At 64.3% G+C, this 19185-nt stretch carries 19 protein-coding genes; 9 read left to right on the forward strand and 10 right to left on the reverse strand.

Annotation, left to right across the window (positions count from 1 at the left end):
• Positions 1–91: 91 nt before the first annotated feature.
• Positions 92–703, reverse strand: coding sequence for an LOG family protein (locus BPNPMPFG_RS00205; protein ID WP_258592687.1), 612 nt, complete (start codon positions 701–703; stop codon positions 92–94).
• A 115-nt stretch (positions 704–818) separates the two neighbouring features.
• Between BPNPMPFG_RS00205 and BPNPMPFG_RS00210 the strand changes: the two genes are divergently transcribed.
• From BPNPMPFG_RS00210 to BPNPMPFG_RS00225, 4 genes are all read left to right on the forward strand, one after another.
• The gene (locus BPNPMPFG_RS00210; protein WP_258592688.1) at positions 819–2351 is read left to right on the forward strand and encodes a LysM peptidoglycan-binding domain-containing protein; all 1533 of its coding nucleotides are present in this window, start codon (positions 819–821) and stop codon (positions 2349–2351) included.
• A 403-nt stretch (positions 2352–2754) separates the two neighbouring features.
• Entirely contained in the window at positions 2755–3102 is a 348-nt protein-coding gene (locus BPNPMPFG_RS00215; protein WP_413776820.1) for an ArsR/SmtB family transcription factor, read from the forward strand.
• 23 nt (positions 3103–3125) lie between these two features.
• Positions 3126–5006 (forward strand): ABCB family ABC transporter ATP-binding protein/permease, encoded by a 1881-nt coding sequence (locus BPNPMPFG_RS00220; protein WP_258592690.1) that lies wholly within the window; start codon positions 3126–3128, stop codon positions 5004–5006.
• A 253-nt stretch (positions 5007–5259) separates the two neighbouring features.
• Positions 5260–5607 carry an antibiotic biosynthesis monooxygenase gene (locus tag BPNPMPFG_RS00225; RefSeq protein ID WP_258592691.1) on the forward strand — a complete coding sequence of 116 codons (348 nt, stop codon included), beginning with the start codon at positions 5260–5262 and terminating at the stop codon, positions 5605–5607.
• Between the two features lie 100 nt (positions 5608–5707).
• Here the strand turns inward: BPNPMPFG_RS00225 and BPNPMPFG_RS00230 are convergent, their stop codons facing one another.
• Positions 5708–6574 carry an SMP-30/gluconolactonase/LRE family protein gene (locus tag BPNPMPFG_RS00230; RefSeq protein ID WP_258592692.1) on the reverse strand — a complete coding sequence of 289 codons (867 nt, stop codon included), beginning with the start codon at positions 6572–6574 and terminating at the stop codon, positions 5708–5710.
• An 89-nt stretch (positions 6575–6663) separates the two neighbouring features.
• Here BPNPMPFG_RS00230 and BPNPMPFG_RS00235 point away from each other — a divergent pair, with 89 nt between their 5' ends.
• From BPNPMPFG_RS00235 to BPNPMPFG_RS00245, 3 genes are all read left to right on the forward strand, one after another.
• A complete protein-coding gene (locus tag BPNPMPFG_RS00235) occupies positions 6664–6834 on the forward strand; it encodes a hypothetical protein (RefSeq protein ID WP_258592693.1) in 171 nt (56 codons plus the stop codon).
• Between the two features lie 143 nt (positions 6835–6977).
• Positions 6978–7676 carry a phosphatidylserine decarboxylase gene (locus BPNPMPFG_RS00240; RefSeq protein WP_258592694.1) on the forward strand — a complete coding sequence of 233 codons (699 nt, stop codon included), beginning with the start codon at positions 6978–6980 and terminating at the stop codon, positions 7674–7676.
• Positions 7677–7679: 3 nt separating this feature from the next.
• Complete coding sequence (locus BPNPMPFG_RS00245; RefSeq protein WP_413776821.1) at positions 7680–8495, forward strand: CDP-alcohol phosphatidyltransferase family protein; 816 nt, start codon at positions 7680–7682, stop codon at positions 8493–8495.
• A 67-nt stretch (positions 8496–8562) separates the two neighbouring features.
• On the opposite strand, the gene BPNPMPFG_RS00250 is transcribed toward BPNPMPFG_RS00245, so the two are convergent.
• Both BPNPMPFG_RS00250 and BPNPMPFG_RS00255 read right to left on the reverse strand, forming a co-directional pair.
• Positions 8563–10785, reverse strand: coding sequence for an AMP-binding protein (locus BPNPMPFG_RS00250; RefSeq protein WP_258592695.1), 2223 nt, complete (start codon positions 10783–10785; stop codon positions 8563–8565).
• 301 nt (positions 10786–11086) lie between these two features.
• Positions 11087–11494: a tautomerase family protein gene (locus BPNPMPFG_RS00255; RefSeq protein WP_258592696.1), complete on the reverse strand. Its 408-nt coding sequence runs from the start codon at positions 11492–11494 to the stop codon at positions 11087–11089.
• A gap of 112 nt (positions 11495–11606) precedes the next feature.
• Between BPNPMPFG_RS00255 and BPNPMPFG_RS00260 the strand changes: the two genes are divergently transcribed.
• Positions 11607–12470 (forward strand): LysR substrate-binding domain-containing protein, encoded by an 864-nt coding sequence (locus BPNPMPFG_RS00260; protein WP_258592697.1) that lies wholly within the window; start codon positions 11607–11609, stop codon positions 12468–12470.
• A 131-nt stretch (positions 12471–12601) separates the two neighbouring features.
• Here BPNPMPFG_RS00260 and BPNPMPFG_RS00265 read toward each other — a convergent pair whose 3' ends face one another.
• Positions 12602–13510: a DMT family transporter gene (locus tag BPNPMPFG_RS00265; protein WP_258592698.1), complete on the reverse strand. Its 909-nt coding sequence runs from the start codon at positions 13508–13510 to the stop codon at positions 12602–12604.
• A gap of 60 nt (positions 13511–13570) precedes the next feature.
• On the reverse strand, positions 13571–14458 hold the full coding sequence (locus BPNPMPFG_RS00270) for a DMT family transporter (RefSeq protein WP_258592699.1): 888 nt from the start codon (positions 14456–14458) through the stop codon (positions 13571–13573).
• A 229-nt stretch (positions 14459–14687) separates the two neighbouring features.
• Here BPNPMPFG_RS00270 and BPNPMPFG_RS00275 point away from each other — a divergent pair, with 229 nt between their 5' ends.
• Complete coding sequence (locus BPNPMPFG_RS00275) at positions 14688–15194, forward strand: OsmC family protein (RefSeq protein WP_258592700.1); 507 nt, start codon at positions 14688–14690, stop codon at positions 15192–15194.
• A gap of 289 nt (positions 15195–15483) precedes the next feature.
• Here BPNPMPFG_RS00275 and BPNPMPFG_RS00280 read toward each other — a convergent pair whose 3' ends face one another.
• From BPNPMPFG_RS00280 to purF, 4 genes are all read right to left on the reverse strand, one after another.
• Positions 15484–15702: a hypothetical protein gene (locus BPNPMPFG_RS00280; RefSeq protein ID WP_184871167.1), complete on the reverse strand. Its 219-nt coding sequence runs from the start codon at positions 15700–15702 to the stop codon at positions 15484–15486.
• A gap of 169 nt (positions 15703–15871) precedes the next feature.
• A complete protein-coding gene (locus BPNPMPFG_RS00285) occupies positions 15872–16501 on the reverse strand; it encodes a hypothetical protein (RefSeq protein ID WP_258592701.1) in 630 nt (209 codons plus the stop codon).
• 81 nt (positions 16502–16582) lie between these two features.
• A complete protein-coding gene (locus BPNPMPFG_RS00290) occupies positions 16583–17329 on the reverse strand; it encodes an SDR family NAD(P)-dependent oxidoreductase (protein WP_258592702.1) in 747 nt (248 codons plus the stop codon).
• Positions 17330–17688: 359 nt separating this feature from the next.
• On the reverse strand, positions 17689–19158 hold the full coding sequence (gene purF / locus BPNPMPFG_RS00295) for an amidophosphoribosyltransferase (protein WP_258592703.1): 1470 nt from the start codon (positions 19156–19158) through the stop codon (positions 17689–17691).
• Between the last annotated feature and the right edge of the window lie 27 nt (positions 19159–19185).

The following is a 19185-nucleotide window of genomic DNA, read 5'->3' on the forward strand; positions in this document are numbered from 1 at the left end:
GCAGTAGGGCAGTAGGGCAGTAGGGCAGTAGGGAGAGGGCCACACTCCAGGCAATTCACATACTGCCTTACTGCCCTATTCCCTTATTCCCCTAGAGTTTGTCGATCACCGACTGCACGCCCTCGGTCGGCGCGTCGACGGAGGAGCCTGCCACCATGATGGCGGCGACGATTGCTTCGGGGTCGTTGACCACCAGCGGCTTGACCCGCTGCGCGGTGTGGATGAAGCCCTCGGTCGTCATGTGATCGAGCAGCGCCAGCATCGGATCCCAGAATCCACCGACATTGCCGAAGACGATCGGCTTGCGGTGATGGCCGAGCTGCGCCCAGGTCATGACCTCGACGATCTCCTCGACCGTGCCGATGCCGCCGGGCAGCGCCACAAAGGCGTCGGATTTTTCGAACATTCTGTGTTTGCGCTCGTGCATATTGTCGGTGATCACGAGCTCGTCGAGCCGGTCAAGCGCGGTTTCGGTCGCCTCCTTGTTGATCAGGAAGCGCGGAATGATGCCCGTCACCTTGCCGCCGGCACGCAGGGCGCCCTCGGCGACGGCGCCCATGATGCCTTTGGTGCCGCCGCCATAGACCAGCCGCAGACCAGCTCGCGCAATCGAGCGCCCGAGCAGGTGTCCGGCCTTGGCATAGGTTTCATCACGGCCCGGAGACGAGCCGCAATAGACGCAGACGGATCGAATCGTGTTCATGCCGATGATTGGTGATTGGGTCTGAAAGCGTGGTCAAGCCCCGGGACGGGCTTTTTCTTGTCGGTCTTGGCAAAACAGGCTAGACCGGCATTAGGTGGCTAAGGGGTAGGTTAATATGGCAATTAATCCATTGAAGGCGTTCTTGTTCGCGGCGGGTGGGACCGTCGCGGCCGCAGGAACCGCCTATGTATCGGGCGCACTCGACCCATATCTCAACCGCACGCCGCCTGCGGAAGTAGCGGCGCTGACACCGCCCGCGGCGCCGAAACCGGCCGCTCCCGGCACGGAAGCGCGGCTGCCGCCAGCGGCGGTGCCGGCCGCTCCAGCCGCTGCGCCCCAGGCAACGGCGCCAGCGGCGCCCGGCACCAATGCGATGGCACCGGCGACGGGTACGGCGGTACCCGCTGCGCCGGCCACGGCCGGTCCGATCGCGCCGTCCTTCGATGTCGTGCGTGTCGAGAGCAATGGTTCCATCGTCGTCGCCGGCAATGCGGCGCCCAACTCGAAAGTCGAGATCCTCAGCGGCCAGCCCGTGCTCGGCTCGACCATCGCCGGGCCTGACGGCGCCTTTGTCATCGTCCTCGACGATCCGCTGAAGCCGGGCGACTATACAATTGCACTGCGCGCGACCACTGGTGGTGTCGTGACCGCCTCGCCGCAGACCGCCGTCGTTTCGGTTCCCAAGGATGCGGCCGGCCAGGTGCTGGCCATGGTCGAGGAGCCGGGCAAGCCGGCCCAACTGCTTACCGTTCCGGCGCCCGAGACAAAGCCAGCCGCGCCGGCGGCCGGCAACCAGGCTGCCGCGCCAGCTGCCCCGGCAACCGCAGCGCCTGCGACTGCTGCTGCGGCGCCAGCCGCACCGGCGGCAACGACACCAGCGCCGGCCGTGGTTGAAGCAACGCCGGCTCCGGCAGCACCGGCAACGCAGCCCGCTGCATCCGTGGCCGAACCCAAGATCGTCGTCGAGGCGGTCGAGATCGACGGCCACAAGATCTTTGTTGCCGGCCTCGCCGATGCCGGTCGCAAAGTGCGCGCCTATGCCAACGACATCCTGCTCGGTGATGCGCGGACGTCGCCGGACCGCCACTTCCTGGTCGAAGCGACGCGCGACATTCCGGTCGGCAGCTACACCATCCGTGTCGACGGCCTCGATGCCGACGGGGTGAAAGTGGTGGCCCGCGCCGCCGTACCGTTCGAGCGCGAGCCGGGTGAATCGGTCGCCGCCGTGGCGCCGGCAGAGCTCAAGCCCGCTGAGGCAAAGCCGGCCGCGCCTGCTGTTGTCGCGGCTGTCCCGGCGGCACCGGCCACCGAGGCGCCAGCCTCGGCCGCAGCCCAAGCTCCGGCCGTTGTGGCGGCGGCAACGCCGCCAAGCGATGTCCCCGAGACCGTGGCGCCCAAGCTCGAGCATGCCGACGGTGCCGTCATCATCCGCCGCAACGACACGCTCTGGCGGATTTCACGGCGCGTCTACGGCCATGGCGTGCGTTATTCGACCATCTACCTCGCCAACCGGGACCAGATCAGCGATCCCGATCGCATCTGGCCGGGACAGGTGTTCAAGGTCCCGGAAAAGTCGAAGGAAGGCGAAGCCGCCGACCTCAAGTCGATGGGCGAGCAGGCGACAACAGCGCCGACCAAGACCAACTAACGCATTGCCTGGCTCGCCTCGGACTCGATCTATATTTCGCAAGTTCTGCCCCATCAGGGCAATTGCTTCAGGTTCCGAACGTCAGTGGCGCCCCTCACCTGCCTGCCGGCATCCTCTCCCCGTATAGTGACGGGGAGAGGGGCGCTGTCATCGACGATTTCGCCAATTGTCGGTGCTCAAATTGTCAGTGCTGAAGAAAAGGCGCCAGCGTTGCGGCCAGCTTCTTTCTCCCCGTCACTATACGGGGAGAAATGCCCGGCAGGGCAATGAGGGGCGGCGCCAACTTCGACAAATGGTGATCTCCCCACAAATTGGAAACTGTCGTTGGTCTGAAGCGATTGTCCTGCTCTACCCATCGGGTTAGCTTGCCCTCGACACGGTCATCGTTTATCGCCGATGGACGATGACCGAATCCCTCTTTGAAGCAGGCGGAAGCTGCCGCGCGCCGGAAAACCCCGCCGTGGACAGCCGCGCTATCGCCGCCCGCATCGCAGCACTTTCGCATCCGGCACGCATCGAAATCCTGAAATATCTGTCGGGCAGCAACTCCTGTTGCTGCCGTGAGGTGGTCGATCATCTCGATCTGGCCCAGTCCACCGTTTCCCAGCACTTGAAGATACTGGTCGAGGCCGGCCTGGTTCGCTTCGAGCCCGACCGGCAGCGCTCGCGCTACGAGGTCGATCGTGCAGCGCTCGCCGGTGTGTCCGCATCGGTTGCCGCGCTCGTCAATTCCTGCTGCTCCGGCCGCTGAAAAATAAGAAGAAGGCACAAAAAATGGCCGAAAAAACTGTCTCCGACTCCTCGACCTTCAAGACGCTGCTCAATCTGTGGCCTTACATGTGGCCGGCCGATCGCGCCGATCTCAGGGCACGGGTCACCTGGGCGACGCTTCTGCTGGTTGTCGCCAAGCTGACGCTGGTCGCCGGTCCCTATTTCTTTAAATGGGCGACCGACGCGCTGGCCGGCGACGCCAAGTCGGTGCCGCCGCTGCCGACCTTCCTTTTGGCGCCGGTCATGCTGGTCGTCGCCTACAATGTCGTGCGCCTGGTGCAGCTTGGCTTCAACCAGCTGCGCGACGCGCTGTTTGCCCGTGTCGGCCAGTACGCGGTGCGCCAGCTCGCCTTCCGCACCTTCGTTCATATGCACGAACTGTCACTGCGCTTTCATCTCGAGCGGCGCACCGGCGGCCTGTCGCGCATCATCGAGCGCGGCACCAAGGGCATCGAGACGATCGTGCGCTTCATCATGCTCAACACGGCGCCGACCATCCTCGAATTCGCGCTGACCACCGGCATCTTTGCCTTTACCTATGGCTGGAAATATGTGGTCGTCGTCGCCGTCACCGTCTGGATCTATGTCTGGTTCACGGTCCGCGCCAGCGACTGGCGCATCTCGATCCGCCGCGACATGAACGACAGCGACACCGACGCCAACACCAAGGCGATCGACTCGCTGCTCAATTACGAGACGGTCAAATATTTCAACAACGAAGGCATGGAGGCCGAGCGTTTCGACCGTTCGATGGCGCGTTACGAGATCGCGGCGACGCGCATCTGGACCTCGCTCGGCTGGCTGAATTTCGGCCAGGGCATTATCTTCGGCCTCGGCACCGTCATCGTCATGTGCATGTCGGCGCTGGAAGTGCAGGCCGGCACGCAGACGGTCGGCGATTTCGTCTTCATCAACGCCATGCTGATGCAATTGTCGGTGCCGCTCAATTTCATCGGCTTCATCTATCGCGAAATCCGCCAGGGACTGACCGACATCGAGCAGATGTTCGATCTTTTGGATGTACCGCAAGAGATCGTCGACAAACCCGACGCAAAGCCGCTCGTCGTCAAGGCAGGCACGGTCGAGTTCCGCGATGTGCATTTCTCCTATGACCCGAACCGCAAGATCCTGAAAGGCATCAGCTTCGAGGTGCCGGCCGGCAAGACGGTCGCCATCGTCGGGCCGTCGGGCGCCGGCAAGTCGACCATCTCGCGGCTTCTGTTCCGCTTCTACGACGTCCAGGCCGGCCAGGTGCTGATCGACGGCCAGGATGTCCGTGACGTGACGCAGGAAAGCCTGCGGGCTGTGATCGGCATGGTGCCGCAGGACACCGTGCTGTTCAACGACACCATCGCCTACAACATCCGCTATGGCCGCATCGGCGCGAGTGAGGACGACATGCGCAAGGCGGCCGAACTTGCCCAGATCGGCCCGTTCATCGAGCGGCTGCCCGATGGCTACAAGTCGATGGTCGGCGAACGCGGGCTAAAACTCTCCGGCGGCGAGAAGCAACGCGTGGCGATCGCCCGCACCATCTTGAAAGCACCGCCGATCCTGATGCTGGACGAAGCGACGTCGGCACTCGACAGCCACACCGAACAGGAGATCCAGGCCGCGCTCGATCTGGTCAGCCGTGGCCGCACCACCATCGTCATCGCCCATCGGCTGTCGACGGTGATTTCCGCCGACGAGATCATTGTGCTGCATGACGGCCAGATCGCCGAGCGCGGCACCCATGCCGAGCTGATGCGCAAGCATGGTCTCTACGCCTCGATGTGGGACCGCCAGCGCGAAGCGACCGAAGCCGAGGAGCGGCTGCGCATCGCCCGCGAGGGCGACGAGCTTGGCGTCATCGTTCGCCGCCGCACGTCGGAGGTGTCATAGCGTTTTACCTTCTCCCCCTTGTGGGAGAAGGTGGATCGGCGCGGAGCGCCGAGACGGTTGAGGGGTGCTGGAAGAAATGTCGTCATTGCCAAGCTGGAACACCCCTCATCCGACCTCGCTTCACGAGGCCACCTTCTCCCACAAGGGGAAAGGGAAAGGTGTCGAAAATTTCCACTTGACCTCAACTTAAGTTGAGATCGTACGCCGTTCTTGGAGCCCGCAAACGCCATGATCCAAGAACGGAACAGTTGAAATGAACGACATAAATCAGAATGTTAACGACGGCAGCGTGTTCAGGGTGGACAAGTTCGTCGTCCCGGCCGCCGCCCGCGAGGAGATCCTCACCAAGGTCAGGACAACGCATGAGCTGCTGCGCCGGCAGGATGGCTTCGTGCAGGACTTCCTGCTCGAGCAATTCTCGGGGCCGGGTGAGTTCAACCTGGTTACGATCGTCGAATGGGAGAGCCAGGCGGCCGTCGACAAGGTCGTGCCGATCGTCAAGGCCGCGCATGAACGGATCGCCTTCAATCCGCGGGAGACGATCGCCCGGCTCGGCGTTCGGGCCGACATCGCCAACTATCAGCGGATTCCCGGGCTCTAATGCATGTCGCCCAAAAGTGCGCAGCGGTTTTGGGACAACGACATGCACAAACAAAAAAGCTTAAAGCGCGTCGACTGGATCCGTTTCAACGCGACGCGCTTTAGCCAGGCCAGCCGACGCCAGGCGCCGGCGCTTCAACGCCGAGCACCTGGCCGGTGCGGGCATCCCCGGTCATATGCTCGAAGCCGCGCCATTCGGCGGCGGCGATGAACAGCGTTCTTCTGTCCGCGCCACCCAGCATGCAGGCAAAGCAGCCGCGGTCGACATCGACCGTCTGCAGCACCTCACCGCCTTCGAGCACCCGCACGCAGCGCTTGTTGGGCACATCCGCATACCAGGCGGCGCCTTCGGCATCGAGGCAGATGCCGTCGGGAAAACCGTCGAGATCGGCCCAGACCCTGCGGTTGGCGAGGCTGCCGTCAGCGGCGATGTCGAAGGCGGTCAGCCGGTTGGCGTGCGATTCGGCAACGATCAGCGTCTTGTTGTCCGGGGTTACCGCCATGCCGTTGGCAAAGGCGATATTCTCCGCCACTTGCCGGACCGCGCCATCCGATGTGATCAGCACGATGGTGCCGGGGCCGAAATGCTCGCCGGGAGCCGGCGCCGGGCCGCCGCCATTGACATAGATGTTGCCGCGCCCGTCGACGACGATCTCGTTCCACGGGCTTTTCGACAGGCCGCGCAAATCGGCGTGGGTGACGAGTGCGCCGTCGGCTTCCTGCCTGAGCAGCAGCCCTTCGCGACCGGAGACGACGAGCAGGCGGCCATCCGGCAGCCAGTCGATGGAATAGGGCAGGACAGCCGGCACAGTGAGCACGATCTCGCGATTGCCGTCGGCATCGACGGCGACGATTTCGCCCGTGCCCCAGTTGCAGACCCACAGACGCCCATCATGCCAGCGCGGCGATTCCCCGAAGGCGAGGCCGGCTGTAATGAGGCGCGCTTGGGGGACCGATTGTTTCTGCATTTGCGGGAACTCCTTGTGTTGCGGGCGTCATCATGGCCGAAAGAGGCCATGAACGACGCTGTCTCACCAAGGACGGGCGAAGGGGCGGTTTGCCGACAGCAGCCCTACTTTTCGCTCAGGAAGAAATTTCCATCGGCATGGCCATTGGCGCCGCAGCCTTGGCAGGCAGCCCATCGACTGTCATCAAGGTGCGCCCCGCTCAGATGTCGGATCATGAGCGACTGACCTTTTCCACGCGCTGTGAACCGGCGGTGGCCTGAATTCCGATGGCAATGACGCTGACAGCAAGCACATCACCGCTTCTGCAAGTTGCGGCCAATGTGGCCATGCCGATTGTTGCGTTGCGGCGAAGGGGGCTTTCGGCTATTGAGGCCGGACTTGAAACGGAGCCCGCCCCAGCCCGATGAGCCTTGTCGATACGGTCAAGAACGCGTTCGTACCGATCCATCGCGAAGGCTATCCCTTCATCGCGGCCTTCGGCGCGGCAACGCTGTTCCTCGGCTATTTCTCCTCGATCCTGTTCTGGATAGGCCTTATCCTGACCGCCTGGTGCGTCTATTTCTTCCGCGATCCCGAGCGCGTCACGCCGGTCGACGACCGCCTGGTGGTGAGCCCGGCCGACGGCATCATCTCGGCGGTTGGACCGGCCGTGCCGCCGCGCGAACTCGGCCTCGGCAATGTCGAGATGACCCGCATCTCGGTGTTCATGAACGTCTTTTCCTGCCATGTGAACCGCGCCCCGGTGCGCGGCCGTATCGCCAGGATCGAACATCGGCCCGGAAAATTCCTCAATGCCGAGCTCGACAAGGCCAGCACCGAGAACGAGCGCAATGGTCTGGTCATCGAGAGTCCCAACGGCACGGTCGCCGCCGTGCAGATCGCGGGCCTGGTGGCGCGCCGCATCGTCTGCTGGGCCGAGGCCGGCGGCACGATCGGCACTGGCGAGCGTTTCGGCCTGATCCGTTTCGGCTCACGCGTCGACGTGTTCCTGCCGCTGACCGCCACGCCGCGCGTTGCCGTTGGCCAGACGGCGGTCGGTGGCGAAACCGTGCTGGCCGAATTCGGCGGTGTCGCCGGCACCCCTCTCGTGCGGATTTCCTGACCGGTGGGCACGCAATACAAGAAGTTCGAAGCCCATGGCAGCGGCGGCCCGCGCATCCGCGAAATCCCGATGCGCATGGTGCTGCCCAACCTCGTCACCGTGCTTGCCATCTGCGCCGGCCTGTCCGGCATCCGCTTCGGCTTCGAAGGCCGCTTCGAGCCGGCGGTGGTGATGGTGCTGCTGGCGGCGTTCCTCGACGGCATCGACGGCCGCCTGGCGCGGATGCTGAAGGCGACCTCCAAATTCGGCGCGCAGATGGATTCGCTGGCCGACATCGTCAACTTCGGCGTGGCGCCGGCTCTGGTGCTCTATGCCTTCCTGCTCGATCGTGCGGGATCGCCGGGCTGGATCGCGGCACTTCTGTTTGCCATCGCCTGCGGGCTCAGGCTTGCCCGCTTCAACGTGCTGGACGAGGATACCGATCGCCCCGTGTGGCAGTCCGAATATTTTGTCGGCGTGCCGGCGCCGGCGGGCGCCGTGCTGGTGATGCTGCCGCTCTATCTCTATTTCCTGCGCACCGGTCTGGAACCCAGTCGCCCAGCCGCCTTCATTGCCACCGGCTTCACGGTCCTGGTCGCCTTCCTGCTGGTCAGCCGGCTGCCGGTCTATTCCGGCAAGAGTCTGAAGATACCGGGCGACAAGGCGCTGCCGATCATCCTTGGCGTCGTGCTCTACGTGCTCTTGCTGATGACCTATCCCTGGTACACGCTGACCGCTTCGGTCGCCGGATATCTGCTCTTCCTGCCATTCAGCGTGCGCGCCTATTCGAAGCGCGCCAAGCAAGAGGGCGAGAAAGTGCCGCCTTCCGATATAGGGTAGGGTTGCTCGAAACCTCGAGAGGGGGGCGCTGTCCCACGGCGTGGGACGGGACCGCTTTCTTTCTATCCTAAGCCGCCACACCCAGTCCCAGCCTGTCGATCGCCAGCTTTCTCGTCGTCGCATAGTCGGTCTTGCCGGAACCCAGGACCGGAATTTCCTCCACCTTGACGATGTCGTTCGGCACCATCAGTTCGGCGGCACCCGCCTGTTTGCCGAACTTGCGCAACTCGTCGGGATTGGCATCGTCGGCGGTGGTGACCAGCACGATGCGCTCGCCACGCTTCTTGTCCGGCACCGCCACCGCCGCATGGCGTTCTTCCGGCCACAGCGACTGCACCAGCATCTCGACAGCCCCCAGCGACACCATCTCGCCGGCGATCTTGGCGAAGCGCTTGGCGCGGCCGCGAATAGTGATGAAGCCTTCGCGATCGACAGCGACGATATCGCCGGTGTCGTGCCAGCCGGTCAGCGGCTGCAATTCGCCCGGGCGATCCGCGGTCATGTAGCCCATCATCAGGTTGGGTCCGTCGAGCCACAGCTGGCCGGCGTCGGAGATGCCCTCGACAGGCTCCAGCTTCATGCGCATTGCCGGCAGCAGCCGGCCGACCGTGCCGTCACGGCCATGGATGGCGGTGTTGACGGCAACCACGGGTGCCGCCTCGGTCAGCCCGAAACCTTCGATGATCTCGGCCTGGAAGCGCTCGCGATAGACGCGGCGTGTCTCCGGCTTCACCGCCTCGGCGCCGGCAACGACGAAACGCAGGCTGGAAAAATCGCCGTCCTTGGCGGTGCGCGCATAATTGGCGAGGAACGTGTCGGTGCCGAACATGATGGTCGGCTTCACCTTGCGCGCGACCTCGGGGATGATCTTGTAGTGCAGCGGCGAGGGGTAGAGGAACAGTTTCACTCCGGTGACCAGCGGCAGGATGGTGCCGCCCGTCAGGCCGAAGGAATGGAACACCGGCAACACGTTGAGCAGAATGTCGGCCGGCGAGATGGTGATACGCGCCTCGGCCTGCATGGCGTTGGCGAGCAGGTTCCTGTGCGACAGCACAACTGCCTTGGGCGTCCCTTCCGAACCCGAGGTGAACAGGATCACCGCCGGTTTTGCCGCATCCTGCCGTTGAAGCGGCCAGCGCCACAGCAAGGCGGCGGCAAACTTGTCCAGCGCAGTGACGCTCTCCCGCACATCTTCCAGCCATAGCAGCCTGGCGCCACCCTTTTCGACCGCCGCGACGATATCGGCAAGGTCGGCCTTTTCGACGAAGGCGCGCGACGAGATAACGGTACGGATCATCGCCGTGCGCACGGCGGCCGTGACGCTGGCCGGCCCGGCGGTGTAGTTGATCATCGCCGCCACGCGGCCGGCAGACAGCAGGCCGACAAACGACAGCACCACGCCATTGGCGTTGGGCAGAAGCAGGCCGACCGCTTCGCCCGGCGCCGTCACCGCCTCGAAACGGCGGCCCAGGACGCGGGCGCCAATGAACATCTTGCGGTAGCTCAGCGCCCCGGAAATGACGTCCTCGATGATCGGGTGCGAGGCGCCGACACGGGCTGCGGCATCGCGCATGGCCAGGAACAGCCCACGATCGAGGTCGGTGCCGAAAAGCCGGGCCTCGGCGACACGGTCGAACAGCGCGTTGGTGTTCGAGGCCTGGTCCGGGTTGCGCGCCACCAGTTCGGCAACGGTCATCGGCTCCAGCACGCTGATCGACAGTTGCGGAAACCAGCGCCGTGGCGCCTTGTCCGCCGGCGTCAGCGACACTGGCAGGCTGCGCGCGCCGGCGACGAAGATCGGCACGATGCGGGCGTCGGCCTGCATGGCGATGCGGGTGACGGCGCGAAACAGCCGAAACGTCTTGACGTCGGGCTCGACCGCATCCGGCAAATAGACGGCCAGCCGTCCCTTGCCCTTCAGCACGCGCACCAGCCGGCGGCTGACGAAAACATGTTCGGCGTTGAAGGCGATGGTACGGCCAAGCTCGCGCCACGGTTCAAGCCATGGCGACCGCGCCGAGATGTCGTCGAGTATGTGCAATGTGTCGTCCGGCAGCAGCGACAGCATCAGCGCCGGCTCGAAACGCGATTGATGCGAGATGACATAGATGACAGGGACCTGCGCCTTGCGGGCGATCCTGATGCGGTTGTCGCCGATCCGATAGGCGAGCTTGAACGGCACATAAAGCAGCGCCTGGGTGAAGCGCAGGCCGAGGCGGAATTTTTCCACCACGCCGATCAGCAGCCAAGCCACAACGAGACCCGCAAGCAGCGCCAGTGTCAGGATCATGCCGCATCTCTCCCAACGATTTTAGCATCGCGGCTCTTTAGCGGCCGCTTCAGCCAGAGCCTAGACGATGTGGGAGCAAGGTCAATGCGGATGAATGCGACCTTGCCTTCCCCCTTTGTGGGGGAAGGTGGATCGGCGCGCAGCGCCGAGACGGATGAGGGGTGTTGGAAGGAATGCAGCGTAAAAAATCAAAGGATTTGAGGCGCTTGAGTCAGCAACGTTGCACTTGGTCCAACACCCCTCATCCGACCGAGCTTCGCTCGGCCACCTTCTCCCGCAAGGGGCGAAGGTGAAGAAGGCGCTATGCCGCCTTCAATCGCCCACTGATGAAACGAAACTCCTGCGTCTTGCCGCCATAGCCATAGGCGGCGGCAGGCACCTCATGCACGAAGGCATAGCTTTCCTCGTGCACGCCGCCCAGCAGGCGGCCGAAGGCGTCGAAGATCGCCTTCAGATAGGCTTCCAGCTCGAGCTTGGTGTTGGTGCCGTCGACCACCTTGATATCGAGCCAGAACGTGTTGCTGCCGTGCTCGGCCAATGACCTGCCGCCGGCGAACCAGTGCTGCGGATCGATGTAGGATACGGCGACGGCGGTGATCGTCGGATCCTTGCGCAGCTGCGTGGCGGTGATCTCGGTCACTTCCCTGGCGATGCTGGCGGACAGGGCGGCATCAGGCTTGCCGGTGACGCTGACGGTGATGATGGGCATTTTCGTCTCCTTGGTTTACGCGGCGTCCGATCGCCGTTGGAGGGACCATGCCATCACAGTCGAATCAAAAAAATCGAATTGTTTTTAATTGAAGGTTCGATATCATCGAATTGTGGAAACGCTCGACCCCGACCTGCTAAGGACCTTCCTCGCTTTCGTCGACAGCGGCTCGCTGGCGCAGGCGGCGTCAACCGTAGGCCGTTCGCCCTCCGCGGTCACCGCTCAGATGCAGCGGCTGGAGGAGGTTGTTGGCGAACCGCTTCTGGTGCCGCAGGGCAGGGGGCGCGGCCTGACGCCTGCCGGCGAGGACCTCATCAGCCATGCCAGACGCATCCTTGCCGCTCATCGTGAGGCATGGCTGGCGCTGAAGGGGGCACGCGCTGCCGGGCATGTTGCGATCGGCACGACGCAGGATTTCGCCGACAGCGGCCTGCCCGGGCTGCTCCGCGCCTTCGCCGTCAGCCATCCGCGCGTCAGGATTGAATTGCGTGTCGGCCGCTCCGCCGAACTGGCGCAAACGCTCCGGTCCGGCGGGCTCGATCTGGCGATCGTCATGCGTCAGACGGCTGCGCCGGACGAGGTCGGCGTGCTGCGCGAGCCGATGATCTGGCTGTGTTCGCAAAAGGGACTGGCCTCGCGGCAGGATGAACTGCCGCTGGCGCTGCTCGATCCGTATTGCGGCTTTCGCGAAGCCGCGCTTGCCGCGCTCGATACGGCCGGCCGCAATTACCGCATCGCCGCCGGCAGCGCCAGCCTGGCAGGCCTGCGCACGGCCGTGAACGCGGGTGTTGCGCTGACGCTGCGGACGCCGCGCTTTGCCCATTCCGGCATTGTCGAAGCCCCGCGCGACCTTGGCCTGCCACAGGTGCCGGTGGCTGAGTTCGCCATCCGGTTGCGCGCCGGTGCCGATGGTCCGGCAGCCGACCTGGCTGCACTGCTCGGCGGCAACCTTGCCTTGTCGGTTGCCTCCGGCTGAGCACCAAAGAAAAAGCCGACCTTGCGGTCGGCTTGGAGGTAGGACGGGCCGAGGGGTTTGGGGGGACTTGGGGTGGCCCGTCGCACCAACAATGCCTGACCGGGATGATGGTTCCGTGACTGTCTCACTTTTTAAGAAACATTTGACGCCGTGCGTTGGGCGCGGGCCGTCCGCCAGTCGCGGCCGGCATGGGCAAACACCGCGCAGAGCACGATGGCGCCGCCGATCATGCTGGCGGCGGGAGCGATCTCGCCCAGGAACAGGAAGGCAAACAGGATCGCGAACGGCACTTCGGCCGAGCCGAGCAGCCCGGATTCGGCTGCCGGAATGAGCCGCGCGCCTTCCGTCCACAGGATCGAGGACAGCGCGAACGAGGCACCAAAGCTGACGAGTAGAACGGCGTCCCTTGGTGAAACCGCCAGCGGATCGGTGACGAACCAGCCGAGCACGAACAACAGGAAGGCCGACACGGCGCCGGCCCAGACAACGGGCGTGTCGCGGAAGGCGCGCACCATGATCATGTAGAGCGCGCTGCCGATGGTCATCAGCAGCGCCAGCCCGTCACCGAACAGATTGCCGGTGCCGAAGCCGGACCAGACCATGATCGCGACGCCGCACAGTGACACGGCGGCGGCGACCATCGTCTGCAAGCGAAAGGGTTCACGTGTCAGGACCCAGGCCAGCAGCGCGGTGACGAAAGGCGCCGTGGCATAGATGACCGCGACATTGGCGACGAAGGTGAACTTGAAGGCCGAGATGAAAGCGATGCTGGCCAGAGCCCCTTCCACCGCCAGCAGCCAGCCGCGCCAGCCCAATCGCAGGGTCTCGCGCCCGCCCGAGCGGTGCCGCCGCCACAACACATAGAGCGCGACCAGGATCGAGCCGACAAAGCCTCGCCAGCAGATGATGGTCAGCGGGTCGGCGTGGATCGACTTGGTCAAGACGCCGGTGAGGCCAAACACGGCCGCCGATGACGACACCAGGATGATGCCAAGCGTACGCTCCGCGGCGGTGTCGGTGGTGGCTGCCACATCAGTCATGCCGCCAGCCTACGCCGTTTGCTCCTGACATCGTAGCGTCAGCAGTGATAGCGATCCACATCATAGCCGCTTGCGAAAGTGCTCGCCGCCGACGATCAGCAGCCCGGCGGCAACGATGAGTGCGGCGCCCAGGAACACTTCGCGGCGCGGCACATCACCCCAGATCGCAAAGCCGAGCGCGAATGCCCACAACAGCGAGGTGTATTCGAGAGGCGCCAGGACAGAGGCCGGCGTGCGCTTCATGCCCTCGAACAGAAGATATTGCGCAAGCCCGCCGAGCGCACCGACGCTGGCAAGGAGCAGCAACTCGGGCCAGTCCGGCGTCTGCCACCAGAGCAGCGCCGGCACCGCCGAAAACACCAGGAAATAGAAATTATTGAGCAGGAGCTGGATCATCGAGCGCTCGGCAAGCGCGGTCTTGCGCAAGAGCACGATGGCGATGCCCCACAAAACGGCGGCCGCCAGCACCAGCAGCACCGGCACGGACAGGCCGAGATGGGTCGGATCGCAGGCGACGAAGACGCCGGCAAAGCCGATCAGCACCGCCAGCCAGCGCAGCATCGGCACCTTTTCGCCGAGCATGACCACTGAAAGCACGGTGACGATGATCGGCGCTGCGTAATAGACGGTGGTCAGTTCGGCGAGCTGCAGGCTGCGGGCGGCATTGTAATAGCAGAGCCACGCGGCGAGCGTGAAGGCGCTGCGCACCAGCATCGGCCGCACGATCGGCGAGCGCGCCGTGTCTGCAAACAGCTGCCGTCCGCCGATCGCCACGCAGGCGCCCAGAATGGTGATGCTGCGGAAAAACATGATCTGCCAGACGCTCATGCCGGCGACCAGCAGCTTGATCGAAGCGTCCTGCGTCGAAAACAGGAAATAGGCGGCGCCGGTCAGCAGGATTCCGGCGAGAACCCTTTCGCGTGTTTCGAGAATGGCGATATCGGCCATAAGGCGCGGGACCAAAATTGCGGGAAGCGACAGCATGCTGTGAAGCGACGCGAGGGGAGTGGAAGGTAAGCCCTCTTATCAAGCTATACGGATGAAAGTCAGGGTAGCGCTACGCCAGCCCGATGCTTGCGTTGGGGCAGGGAATGGCGATCTTGCTTCCAGGAAGCAATCGGCACTTATATCTGACAAAGCCGCGCCGCTGGCCGGCCACGAGAGCGAAGGAACGGAAATGGATGCGACAGAATTGAAAGCCATGCAGGCGCCTCTGAAGCAGGCCTATCGCGACGACGCTTCGCAAGCCCTGATCACGCTTCGCGCCAAAGGCTCGATCGACGACCAGTCGGTCGCTTGCAAGGTGGAGACGGGTAGGGCGATCGCAATTGCCGGGCTGCATCCGGCGACCGGTGGCTCGGGTCTCGAGCTCTGCTCAGGTGATATGCTGCTGGAGGCACTGGTGGCCTGCGCCGGGGTGACGCTGAAGGCGGTGGCGACGGCGCTCGAGTTCAAGCTGGGTGCCGCCACGGTGGAAGCCGAAGGCGACCTTGATTTTCGCGGCACGCTCGGTGTCGCCAGGGACGCGCCTGTCGGCTTTCGCGCCATCCGGCTCAATTTCAGTCTCGACACCGATGAGCCCCAGGAGCGGATAGACTCGCTCATAAAGCTGACCGAGCGCTATTGCGTGGTGTTTCAGACCATCAGCCAGAAGCCGGAACTGACAGTGAGCGCACGGCGCTGACGCTGCCACTCTCCCCAGGGGCAGGGCAATCGCATATGGATTCTTGCGAAGAAGGACCCCCACCCTAACCCTCCCCACAAGGGGGAGGGAATGCGGCCGCGCGCCTTTACCCATCATCCCTGGCGTCGTGCTTGGCCAGTTTGCGGAGATTAGCGTCTACAAGAGTCTCCCTCCCCCTTGTGGGGAGGGGTTAGGGGTGGGGGTACTCGTAGGGCGAAAACCTCGGCTTCCCATATGCGATTGCCCTGCCCCTTGTGGGGAGATTGGCAGCCGCAGCGCCGTCCGATGCTTACTGCGCGGCCGGCTGTTCGGCGTCGCCCTCGTCGGTGAAGGGCGAGGCGCTCGGTACGCACTGCACCGACCAGCCGGTCGGTGTCGGCTGCTTCTGATATTCGGTGATGGCGGCGGTGCATTGTTCGCGCTTGTCGAAGGTGCTGGGCAGCACGACCATGCCGCCCTGTGGGCCGGCGATTACCAGATACCAGACCAACGCTACGGTCGAAGCCATGGGGAATTTCCTTGTTCTGCCCAGCCAGGGCGCTTGTTGCGGGAGTCGTTTCTTCTACCAACTCCGCGGAAATGACGAAAGCATGACCGCAGCGCACCCTTTCCCCCTCGGATCACAGCCGCGTGATGATATGGCGGATCTTAGTCCCAATTTTTGAAACCCAATCGGCTCAGTTGGTTGCAAAACAATAGAACAGGCCGTCGCCACCGGTGCCCTTCAGCGCCGCCTGGCTGCAGCCGCCGCGCGAGGCATGCGAGGAATTCCAGGATTTGGCGGCCGCCGAATCGTCGAGGCCGGTGCGGTCGTGATGGCCCATCATGGCTGCGCCTTCGGCCCCGCTCAGCGTCCAGTCGCCGCAGGTCTGGTCGGCGATCCTCGTGCCGTCGGGCTTGGAGCCGGTCAGCATGTCATGGCGGTTTGGCGTGTCGCCACGGCCGTTGACCACTTCGCCCTTTTCATTCAGCGCCATCTGCTTGGTGATGCCGTTGGCATCGCTGTGCAGGGAAGCGACGTCGTTGGCGATCTTGACGCCCTTGGCATTCACCCACGGCCCCTTGCCGATGCGGTCGCGCGCATCGGTGTCGCTGGTCGACAGATAGGCGGCCCAGCTCTTGCCGGTGACGCCGGCGGCTTCCGCCAGCGAGGCGCAGTGCGCGTCCGCACCCTTGAGGCCGCCGAGATCGGCACCCTTGCCGGAGCCGACGCTGGTGACGAAGAAGCTCATCGTTGCGTCTTGCGAATAGGCGGCGCCCGAGGCTGCGATCATGACGGCGGCGGTGGCGAGAAGCAGTCTGCGCATGGTGGTTCCTCCGTTCAGGGCTCGAATGTCAGACATTCGAAGAACGTAGGTAGTGCCGAAAATCTTCCGGCAAAAGAACAGCTATTCCGGCTGACGATAGGTCACGAATCGATTGTGCTTGGCCTGGAAGATCAGTCCGGTCTCTTTCAGGTCCGGGCTGGCCAGCGGCACGATGCGTTTGGCGATTTCCGAAGGATGTGGCAGCGCTTCCGGATCCTCGCCGGGCACCGCCTGGGCACGCATGGCGGTGCGGGTGGCGCCGGGGTCGGCGGCGTTGACGCGCAGCGGCAGGCTTTGCGTTTCATGCGCCCACGAGCGCATCATCGTCTCGACCGCCGCCTTGGAGGCCGCGTAGGGCGCCCAGAAGGCACGCGCCGAGTGTGCTGCGTTGGAGGACAGCACAATGGCGCGGCCGGCGTCGGAGAGCCGCAGCAGCGGGTCGACCGAGCGGATCAGCCGCCAGGTCGAGGTGACGTTTATGGTCATCACCTTCTCGAAGGTCTTGGCCTCGACATGGCCGATCGGCGAGATGACGCCGAGCACGCCGGCATTGGCGACGAGAATGTCGAGCTTGCCCCAGCGCTCATGGATGGCGCCGCCCAACCGGTCGATGCCGGCCATGTCGGCGAGATCGAGCGGCACCAGCGTCGCCTGGCCACCGGCCGCCTTGATCTGGTCGTCGAGTTCCTCAAGGCCGCCGACGGTGCGCGCTACAGCGATGACATGCGCGCCGGCGGCGGCAAGCTCCTTGGCGATGAAATAGCCGATGCCGCGCGAGGCGCCGGTGACAACCGCGACGCGGCCGGCAAGGTCGAGGGCAGGGGTCACCGGGATACTCCGAAAGCTAGCGTTCTATGTCGCTCTTGCCGAGTTCGGCCCCCGCTCTTCAGCCCCTGCCATTGGCGAAAGCTGAGATGGGGGCGCAATCTCCCCCCTTGCGGGGGAGATGTCCGGCAGGACAGAGGGGGGTGGGAAGGATCGCCGCCTCGCAACTCAATGGAGAATTCAGCAGGCAAGGGTCTAAAGGCGTGCTTTTGATTGATTGACAGGCCGGAGGGACAGCACCCCCCTCTGCCCTGCCGGGCATCTCCCCCGCAAGGGGGGAGATCGGCTGCTTCGAGGCTGGCGCGCCAAAGCGAACGCGACGAAATTTGCAAATCGGCGAAGTTCACAGTTGCCGCAAGAGCCTACGACCCGCTCGTCGCCAGCAGCGACAGCGTGCGCACATTGTCGTGGCCTTCGAAGTCGAGCAGGCGGGTCGGGTACTGGCCGGTGAAGCAGGCGTCGCAGAATTGCGGCTGGTCGTTGTCGCGGCTGGCCTCGCCGACGGCGCGATAAAGGCCGTCGATGGTGAGGAAGCCGAGCGAATCGACCCGGATGAATTCGGCCATTTCCTCCACCGACATGCGCGATGCCAGAAGCTTCGATTTTTCCGGCGTGTCGACGCCATAGAAGCAGGAGGCGCGCGTCGGCGGCGAAGCGATGCGCATGTGCACTTCCCTGGCGCCGGCGTCGCGCACCATCTGCACGATCTTCTGGCTGGTGGTGCCGCGCACGATGCTGTCGTCGACCAGCACCACGCGCTTGCCCTCGATCATGCGGCGGTTGGCGTTGTGCTTCAGCTTGACGCCCATGTGGCGGATCGAATCGCCGGGCTGGATGAAGGTGCGGCCGACATAGTGGTTGCGGATGATGCCGAGCTCGAAGGGAATGCCGGCGGCCTGTGAAAAGCCGATCGCCGCCGGGGTGCCCGAATCCGGCACCGGCACGACGATGTCGGCCTCGACGGGGCTTTCCTGCGCCAGTTCGGCGCCGATGCGCTTGCGCACTTCGTAGACATTGCGGCCTTCGACCGACGAATCCGGCCGCGCGAAATAGACATATTCGAAAATGCAGAAGCGGGTCTTCTGCGGCTCGAACGGAAACAGGCTCTCGATGCCCTTGGCGGTGACGACGACCATCTCGCCGGGCTTCAGGTCGCGCACGAAACGCGCGCCGATGATGTCGAGCGCGCAGGTTTCGGAAGCCAGGATCCAGGCGCCGTCGAGATCGCCGAGCACCAGCGGGCGAATGCCGAGCGGGTCGCGGCAGCCGATCATCTTCTTGGATGTCATCGCAACCAGCGAGAAGGCGCCCTCGACCTGGCGCACCGCGTCGATGAAACGCGAGTTCAAATCGCGCTCCTTGCTGGTGGCGACGAGGTGCAGAAGCGTCTCGGTATCGGAGGTGGAGGAGAAGATCGCGCCCTGTTTCTGCAGCGCGCGCTGCACGGTCATGGCGTTGGTCAGGTTGCCGTTGTGGGCGACGGCGAAGCCACCATCGGCCAGTTCGGCGAAGAACGGCTGGATGTTGCGCATGCCGGCGCCGCCCGTCGTGGCGTAGCGCGTATGGCCTATGGCGCGGTTGCCTTGCAGGCTGTCGATGACGCGCTGCTTGGTGAAGGTGTCGCCGATCAGGCCGATATGGCGTTCGACATGGAACTGCGTGCCGTCATAGGAAACGATGCCGGCCGCTTCCTGGCCGCGATGCTGCAGCGCATGCAAGCCCAGTGTGACGATGGCTGCCGCATCCTGCCGGCCGAAAATGCCGAACACGCCGCATTCATCGTGGAAATGGTCGTCGGCCTCGGCGGAAAGCACGTCGTCTGCGTCTGCCATCTTAAGCTCCGCTAAAATCGCCATATA

It is taken from the genome of Mesorhizobium sp. AR07 (assembly GCF_024746815.1).
Taxonomy (GTDB): domain Bacteria; phylum Pseudomonadota; class Alphaproteobacteria; order Rhizobiales; family Rhizobiaceae; genus Mesorhizobium.

Coding starts and splice junctions, on each gene's coding strand:
- BPNPMPFG_RS00275 (WP_258592700.1), top strand. CDS start 14,688: ATGGATGCGACAGAATTGAAAGCCATGCAGGCGCCTCTGAAGCAGGCC.
- BPNPMPFG_RS00210 (WP_258592688.1), top strand. CDS start 819: ATGGCAATTAATCCATTGAAGGCGTTCTTGTTCGCGGCGGGTGGGACC.
- BPNPMPFG_RS00285 (WP_258592701.1), bottom strand. CDS start 16,501: ATGCGCAGACTGCTTCTCGCCACCGCCGCCGTCATGATCGCAGCCTCG.
- BPNPMPFG_RS00215 (WP_413776820.1), top strand. CDS start 2,755: ATGACCGAATCCCTCTTTGAAGCAGGCGGAAGCTGCCGCGCGCCGGAA.
- BPNPMPFG_RS00270 (WP_258592699.1), bottom strand. CDS start 14,458: ATGGCCGATATCGCCATTCTCGAAACACGCGAAAGGGTTCTCGCCGGA.
- BPNPMPFG_RS00230 (WP_258592692.1), bottom strand. CDS start 6,574: ATGCAGAAACAATCGGTCCCCCAAGCGCGCCTCATTACAGCCGGCCTC.
- BPNPMPFG_RS00220 (WP_258592690.1), top strand. CDS start 3,126: ATGGCCGAAAAAACTGTCTCCGACTCCTCGACCTTCAAGACGCTGCTC.
- BPNPMPFG_RS00205 (WP_258592687.1), bottom strand. CDS start 703: ATGAACACGATTCGATCCGTCTGCGTCTATTGCGGCTCGTCTCCGGGC.
- BPNPMPFG_RS00280 (WP_184871167.1), bottom strand. CDS start 15,702: ATGGCTTCGACCGTAGCGTTGGTCTGGTATCTGGTAATCGCCGGCCCA.
- BPNPMPFG_RS00225 (WP_258592691.1), top strand. CDS start 5,260: ATGAACGACATAAATCAGAATGTTAACGACGGCAGCGTGTTCAGGGTG.
- BPNPMPFG_RS00265 (WP_258592698.1), bottom strand. CDS start 13,510: ATGACTGATGTGGCAGCCACCACCGACACCGCCGCGGAGCGTACGCTT.
- BPNPMPFG_RS00250 (WP_258592695.1), bottom strand. CDS start 10,785: ATGATCCTGACACTGGCGCTGCTTGCGGGTCTCGTTGTGGCTTGGCTG.
- purF (WP_258592703.1), bottom strand. CDS start 19,158: ATGGCAGACGCAGACGACGTGCTTTCCGCCGAGGCCGACGACCATTTC.
- BPNPMPFG_RS00255 (WP_258592696.1), bottom strand. CDS start 11,494: ATGCCCATCATCACCGTCAGCGTCACCGGCAAGCCTGATGCCGCCCTG.
- BPNPMPFG_RS00240 (WP_258592694.1), top strand. CDS start 6,978: ATGAGCCTTGTCGATACGGTCAAGAACGCGTTCGTACCGATCCATCGC.